The 6,486-nt window shown below is 61.1% G+C and carries 4 protein-coding genes and 1 pseudogene; 2 read left to right on the top strand and 3 right to left on the bottom strand.

All coding sequences use genetic code 11. From position 1 onward, the window contains the following. A partial coding sequence (locus AQI88_RS25850; RefSeq protein WP_244184303.1) for an aminoglycoside phosphotransferase family protein occupies positions 1–411 on the bottom strand: 411 nt, incomplete at its 3' end. Positions 412–1,453: 1,042 nt separating this feature from the next. Between AQI88_RS25850 and AQI88_RS49110 the strand changes: the two are divergent. Further along, positions 1,454–1,621 (top strand): annotated as a pseudogene (locus AQI88_RS49110) (GAF domain-containing protein); the annotation flags it as partial. A 17-nt stretch (positions 1,622–1,638) separates the two neighbouring features. Beyond that, positions 1,639–2,607: a TRADD-N-associated membrane domain-containing protein gene (locus AQI88_RS46070; protein ID WP_159050392.1), complete on the top strand. Its 969-nt coding sequence runs from the start codon at positions 1,639–1,641 to the stop codon at positions 2,605–2,607. Positions 2,608–2,832: 225 nt separating this feature from the next. Here AQI88_RS46070 and AQI88_RS25845 read toward each other — a convergent pair whose 3' ends face one another. Both AQI88_RS25845 and AQI88_RS25840 read right to left on the bottom strand, forming a co-directional pair. Further along, positions 2,833–5,514: a tetratricopeptide repeat protein gene (locus AQI88_RS25845; RefSeq protein ID WP_067003582.1), complete on the bottom strand. Its 2,682-nt coding sequence runs from the start codon at positions 5,512–5,514 to the stop codon at positions 2,833–2,835. Between the two features lie 77 nt (positions 5,515–5,591). Then, entirely contained in the window at positions 5,592–6,014 is a 423-nt protein-coding gene (locus AQI88_RS25840) for a hypothetical protein (RefSeq protein ID WP_067003630.1), read from the bottom strand. Positions 6,015–6,486: the final 472 nt, after the last annotated feature.

Below are 6,486 nucleotides of genomic sequence, written 5' to 3'. Positions count from 1 at the left end.
TTCTAGCCCCGCCGGCACCGTCATGGAGTGCAGATCCCGAAGGATGCCGCCCAACTCCCCGTAGGTTGCCTTCCGGTCCCCCTCCACGATCAGATGCCAGAAGGTCACCGGATGGCCGTCAACCAAGAGCGGCTGCTCAAGATCCTCGATGATTCGTGTGGCCGGGAAACCCTCACGGGTCAGCCAGCGGGAGACTGCGACTTCCACTCGGGCCTTCGGCAGCCACTCCTCGCCCCGCGCCACGCGCACGATCACCGGCGCCGAAGCCAGCCGAAACAGCGCGTTCTCCCCGAGACGGATCAGCTCCGCGCCTCTGTCATCGAGCCCCGCAGCCCGGCACGCGGCAGTCATCACCCGCGTAGCCCTCGCCGACGTGAACCCGTCTTCCGATCGAGCAGCGTCAACCGCCATGCCCGTACCAGCTCCCCTAGTCGCGCGCGATCAACCGGCGCACGCCCATGGGTGACCAACCCGCGCCCGCCGGATACGACTACGACCGTACCGAGGACTCGTAGCGCGGGACGATACCGCCCCTTCTGCAGTCCTCCAGATCTGGCGTACCTGTTGGCGGCGGGGACAGCCCACTTGCCGATCGCCCGGCGGTGGGACGCAGACTGCCCTGCCTCTCACTCTGTTGGCCCATCAAAGCTCGCTTTTCGCTCAGCGGGCATGAGGGACTGGAAGAGCCTCTTAAGGCAAGAGAAGAGCCTCTTAAGGCAAGAAGAGTGACGCACCTTCAATCTCGCCATACCAGCCTCCAGCTGATCCTACGTCTAGCAAGAAAGAGTGAAACAAAGGTCTTGAAAGCCACAATATCCATCAGAAGGTCGATGGTCTTATGCCTTGGTGGAAACCTGCCTCATGGGTTCGATGGCAGAAGTTTACAGCGCTCTCCGGCTTTCTCTCCGCAGTAGCGTACGTCCTCCAGATCTTAGCTGGAGACAATCATTGGGCCACTTGGGTGAAATGGCTAATCACGATTGGCGGTGCCGTATCGGCAGGGTTTGCCGTGTGGTTGCCGATCCGTGAGCAAAAGAGCCAGGAAGCCGAGAATGCTCGCCTGCGATCTCAGCAAGAGCAGTTTGCGCAGGAAAGAACACACCAAGCCATTAAGGAAGTCGTGCTTCCTGTCGCCCAATACATACACCTTATCGGTGGACTGGCTCCATCATTGAGAACAAATCGCGAAGAGGCACTTAAGGGAAAAGCTGTAACCTCGGCCACTCATGGCGCCCGCGATGTGCTAGGCGTACGCGCTTCCTACTACGACTTCACATCCCGAGCTCTTCGATGTGCAGCACAGCACTCAGCGGGCTCCGAGAGTCCGGACGATCTAACGACGCGAACAAATTACGGACGCCTCATTATAAATCACGCGAAGCAAGGAAGAGGCTTCCTAGAGGCCGACCTCACCAAAAGTGCGGCTTCCTAGCCGCCTGATAGCCAGTTTAAATCCTTCGCTATGTATCCAGTGCACTCCGGAAGCACACTCTTTGGCGTATTGGCTTTGGACGCTCCAGGACCTGAAAGCCTCAATGAAAGGCATTTAATGCTATTGGAGACTCTGGCGAAAAGCCTGGGAGCTGGCGTTCTCCTATGCCGCGCTCAGAGTGGCCCATGAATTCAGGGTGATCCAACATGAGCAGTGACTCTAACGAGCCCGAGGATCCCGCAACGAACAAGCGGATTGGTGCGGCAGTCGAACCTAGTCAAGCAGAGGTGGTCAAGGACCGAGAGCCGAAGCTCGACAGCCAAGAGCCGACCGAGCAGCAAGAGTCGAAGCCGGAGGAGCAAGAGACCCCATCCGACACTGGCTCCGGAACTGGGGGAAAAATAGCGAACTGGCTCGGCACTATCCTACTCATTCTGATCATCATCTCCTGGGTCGGAAACAAGAAGAGTTCGAAGGGGCCGCCATGGCTATGGCAGCTCGTTCTAGCAGTAGCCGCAGCGGCAATCGCCGCTGGGTTCATTGCAATGATCATGTTGCTGAAGCGGCGCGAGCGGGAGCGGAGGAGGGAGCTCCAAAGGCTTGAGACAGCAGCCGACCGACTCCGGGAGCGTGTCGAATTGCCGAGCCTTATCAACTTTAACCGCGTACTATTGGATCAATATCACGAGATCGCGACACGGCAAGCCAATAAGTCGTTTCGTGCCGCCTTGACAGCCATGGCAATCGGCCTCTGCGTAATCGTGGCAACATTGGTTGCTTCGTTCGCGAAGACTTCGAGCGGTGATCGGCTTTTCCTTGGGTCCCTGGCCGCCGTCAGTGCAGCCCTTACGGGATACCTCGGCCGAACTTACATCAACGTCTATGATCGCTCGATAAGGCAACTGAATCAGTATTTCAACCAGCCAGTTTTGAACAACTACTTCCTAACCGCCGAGCGCATCACCAGTCGACTGAGCGAGGAACACAGAGAGGAACTACTAGTACTTATCGCGAAGGAAATTCTTGCAACTGGTACACGCATGCATGAATTCCTGGAAGTCGAAGATAAGGGTAAGGTGGGCATTCTGGGTAAGGTCAAACCTGAACAGGCTTCACCCGGTGAGATTCAGCAGAACAAAGATCATCACTCGCAGTCTGCCGGAGAGAAAGGATGACGGCCACTCGCACTAGCTGCCGGTGGTGGAGGTCGCTGTACTCCACTGCTGTACTGCTGCTGCAATCCTTCGGCCGGTAGTGCATCCGCACACCTCGCTCAGAGGTTCTCCATCTCGAAGGGCCTACATCAGCTCATCAAGCGCATCTACCGCCTCCCCGAGCTTCGATTGGAAGGCTAGGAAGTTTTCACGGCGTCAGTCGTGATGTAAGCGACGCCGCTCTTGTCATGGTTTGCGCACATGGGCGAGATTACTACGAGCTGTCAGGGTGTAGGGGTGAGTGGCGCACAGCACCTGCTCGCACTGGGCAAGCGTGGCCTCGAATAGAGGAATTGCCCGCTCCAAATCACCCACGGCTTGGTACGCGAGGGCAAGGTTGTTACGGCTTTGTAGAGTGTCGGGGTGGACATCACCCAACACCTGCTCGCGTTGAACGAGGGTGGCCTCATACAGCCGAATCGCCCGCTCCAAATCACCCGCCATGTGGTAGGAGTACGCGAGGTTGTTACGACTGGTCATAGTACCGGGATGATTCTCGCCCGAAACGTACTCTCGCTGGGCGAGTGTGACCTCGAACAACGAAATCGCCTGCTCCAAATCACCCATCGACTGGTAGGCACCGGCTAGGTTGTTGCGGCTAGACAAGGTATCAGGGTGAACACCGCCCAACACCTGCTCGCGCTGGGCAAGCGTGGCCTCGAACAGCGGAACTGCCCGTTCTAAATCACCCGCCGCAAGGTAAGCAAGGGCGAGGTTATTTCGGCTGATCAGCGTATCGGGATGAGCGTCTCCCAACACCTGCTCGCGCCGGGCAAGCGTGACCTCGAACAACGGAATCGCCCGCTCCAAATCACCCGCCATGTGGTAGGAGTACGCGAGGTTGTTACGACTGATCAGAGTATGGGGGTGAGCGTCGCCCAACACCTGCTCGCGCTGAGCAAGGATGGCTTCGAACAGCAGAATCGCCTGTTCCAAATCCCCCACCGCCTGGTAGGCAATGGCAAGATTGTTCCGGCTTTGCAAGGTGTCGGGGTGGGCATCTCCCAACACCTTCTCGTATTGCGCGCGGGTAGCCTTCATCAGCGGAATCGCCCGCGTTAAATCCCCCACCGCCCAGTAGGCAAGCGCCAGGTTGCTACAGCTGGCCAGAGTGCCAAGGTGCGTGTCGCCCAACACCTGCGCGCACTGGGCATGCGTGGCCTCCATCAGCGGAATCGCCCGCCTCAAATCCCCCGCCGCCTGGTAGGCACTGGCTAGGTTGTTACGGCTTGCCAGAGTATCGGGATGAACACCACCCAACACCTTCTCACACTGGGCAAGCGTGGCCTCATACAACGAAATCGCCCGTCTCAGTTCACCCGCCTCATAGTAGGCGCCAGCGAGATTGTTACGGCTTTGCAGGGTCTTGGGGTGGGCGTCTCCCGACACTTTCTCGCACTGAACAAGCGTGGCCTCAAACAACGAAATCGCCCGCCCGAAGTCCCCCGCAGCCCGGTAGGCGCTCGCAAGGTTGTTACGGCTTGCCAAAGTATCGGGATGAGCATCGCCCAATGCCCTTTCACATTGGATCAAAGCGGCAGAGCAGAGCTGGATGGTATGGGCGTCGCGCCCCTGCTGCCGCAGGTACTGCGCAGCGGCGTGATAGATGAAGGCCGTGTCGACGGACGCCGGGCTGTGCTCTGGTGCGGACACAGCTAATGCGCCGATGTGGGGCAGAAGTCGCTCCCACTGGGCACTATGGCCCACTGAGGCGTCCTGCTCCGGGATGGCCTGCCTCACGGCCTGTTCAGCCTCCTGCCGGCCAGCAGGGTAGGTACCAGGTTCCGTGGCCGTACGGGTACGCAGCACAGTCTGCACAAGGCGGTGAATGGTGATGCCCTGCCGGTCGGCGGTGAAAGCGATCAGGTTGTAGGCGTGCAACGCCCCCAGTACGTTGCCTAGCCCAGCCGCATCCGGGACCAACGTGGCGAGCAGGGAACGGGGGATGTCGTCCGGGGCGAACCAAGCCAGGGCGTACAGCACGATGAGCGCCAGCGGGTCGCGAGCCTCGATCGCGATCAGCGTATGCTCCCACACCCGGGCAATGGTGCGTTCCGGATCAATACCATCAGCCGCCGCGTCCAGCACCCTGCCCAGCATCTTTCGGAAGACACCCAGGTCGGTGCCAGTCTGATATAGGTAAGCTCCTGCCTGTTCTAGCGCCAGGGGTAGATATCCCAGCTCCGCCACCAAGTCCTCAGCGTGGCGAATCTGTTCCGCGTCAGGAGTGTGTCCTTCCCCGAAAGCGAGCGTGCACAGCAGCTGCACCGCGGCAGCTGGCTCCAGCAGGCCCACTGCCAGGGTAGGGGCGGTAGCCTGCCAGCCGGTCGCCTTACGGCTGGTGACAAGATGATGGCCATCCGAAAGAGCCCCGAGATAGTGGTGCAGGTCCTTCGGGTCCTCAACATTGTCGAAGACCAGCAGCCAGCCTGGATGCCACTGCAACCACAGCATCGCCCACGCCGCCTGCTGCTCAGCATCCGCCGATGACGCCCATTGTGGGCACAACCGCACCGCCAGCGAGGCAAGCCCGGCAACGATCTGTTCGCTCGACTCGGCAGGGATCCACCACACCAATGTGTAGCTACGCCGGTACTGGTGGGCATAGTGAAGGGCTAGCGCACTCTTGCCGATCCCGCCCAGGCCGTGGATGGCCTGGGCCCGCGAGGAAACCTGCGTTACAGCGGCCTCACCATCTTCGGCCAACAACGCACGCAGCCGCTTGAGCTCCTCCTCCCGACCGACGAACACCCCAGTCGCCGACGCCGGCAGATTCGACGCACCCGGCGGCGCGTCCACCTCTTGTGCCCAGCGCACCGCGCTTGGCGGCAACACCACCACCCGGATGTCGCTGCCGGTAATCGCCACCCCGATGTCTCCTCCGGCCGCGACTGCCCCGGCTCCGGAGGCCGCGACCCTCTCGGCCCGTCCAGCATCCCGCAGGCTCATGGCCGACGGTAAGTGGCCTTGTTGCCCGTGATCGCCACTCCAATGTTCCCGCCCGCCGCGACTGCCCCGGCTCCGGAGGCCGTAACCGACGTCGCACCGACAGCGGGCAGGAAGGCCACGACCTCACGCAGTAGCTCGGCGTCTTCCCGCAGCGCCCGCTTGATCTGCTGTCGCAACGCCCCCACCGCATCCGCGCCATCGGGCTCGTCTACGGCATCCTGCACCGCGACCTCCAGCTCAGCACGCCCCTGCATATCGCGGCGGAGCCACACCGCCCGCAGAAGCCGCCGCCCGACGCTCGCGGTGGCATCGGCCGCAGCATCTTCGGCCCGGCCGAGCACAGCGGCTCCGTATGCGCCCAGTGCCGCCGTCAGATACGGCCCGGCCTGCTCCATCAGCTGGACAATTTCCGCACTCATGCCCACCCCTAAACTGTGCGTCACTCGACCGTGTCGGCAGCTAAGCGTAGGAACAAACAACGCCCTGTGAGTACAAAACGCTGAAATCGCCACCACCGACCAAACCCTGGCTACCACACACAACCACGAGTAACGAACCGACTGTATCCAGCCGATTACGGTCTCGCATATCAACGTGCCATAGGCAACTGGAATCCCCGTTCCCGCAGGCCCCCGCCCCTGGAACACGAATACGACCGCATCAGCCGCGAGGCCCCGACTGCCCCGGGATGCCATTGAGCCCCCTCCCAATCGAGAGGGGGCTCAAAAGCCGACGGACGCTTTCAGTGGGGCAAGAGCTCAGACCCACTCCACCTCTGAACGGATCTCCGAAGCCCCTCCAGGGCTCGGCAGCGGCGTCCGGGAGGCGACCGGCGACGTCGGCGGACGAGCGCGCGAAGCGCCGACCACGGCAAGCGCAGCCGCCACCTCC

It is taken from the genome of Streptomyces cellostaticus, assembly GCF_001513965.1.
Lineage (GTDB): Bacteria > Actinomycetota > Actinomycetes > Streptomycetales > Streptomycetaceae > Streptomyces > Streptomyces cellostaticus.
Note: the sequence above shows the minus strand (reverse complement) of the source record. Positions and strands in the feature narration are given on the sequence as shown.

Excerpts from the sequence above, each read along its gene's own strand:
- AQI88_RS46070 (WP_159050392.1), top strand. The coding sequence starts at position 1,639 with ATGAGCAGTGACTCTAACGAGCCCGAGGATCCCGCAACGAACAAGCGG.
- AQI88_RS25840 (WP_067003630.1), bottom strand. The coding sequence starts at position 6,014 with ATGAGTGCGGAAATTGTCCAGCTGATGGAGCAGGCCGGGCCGTATCTG.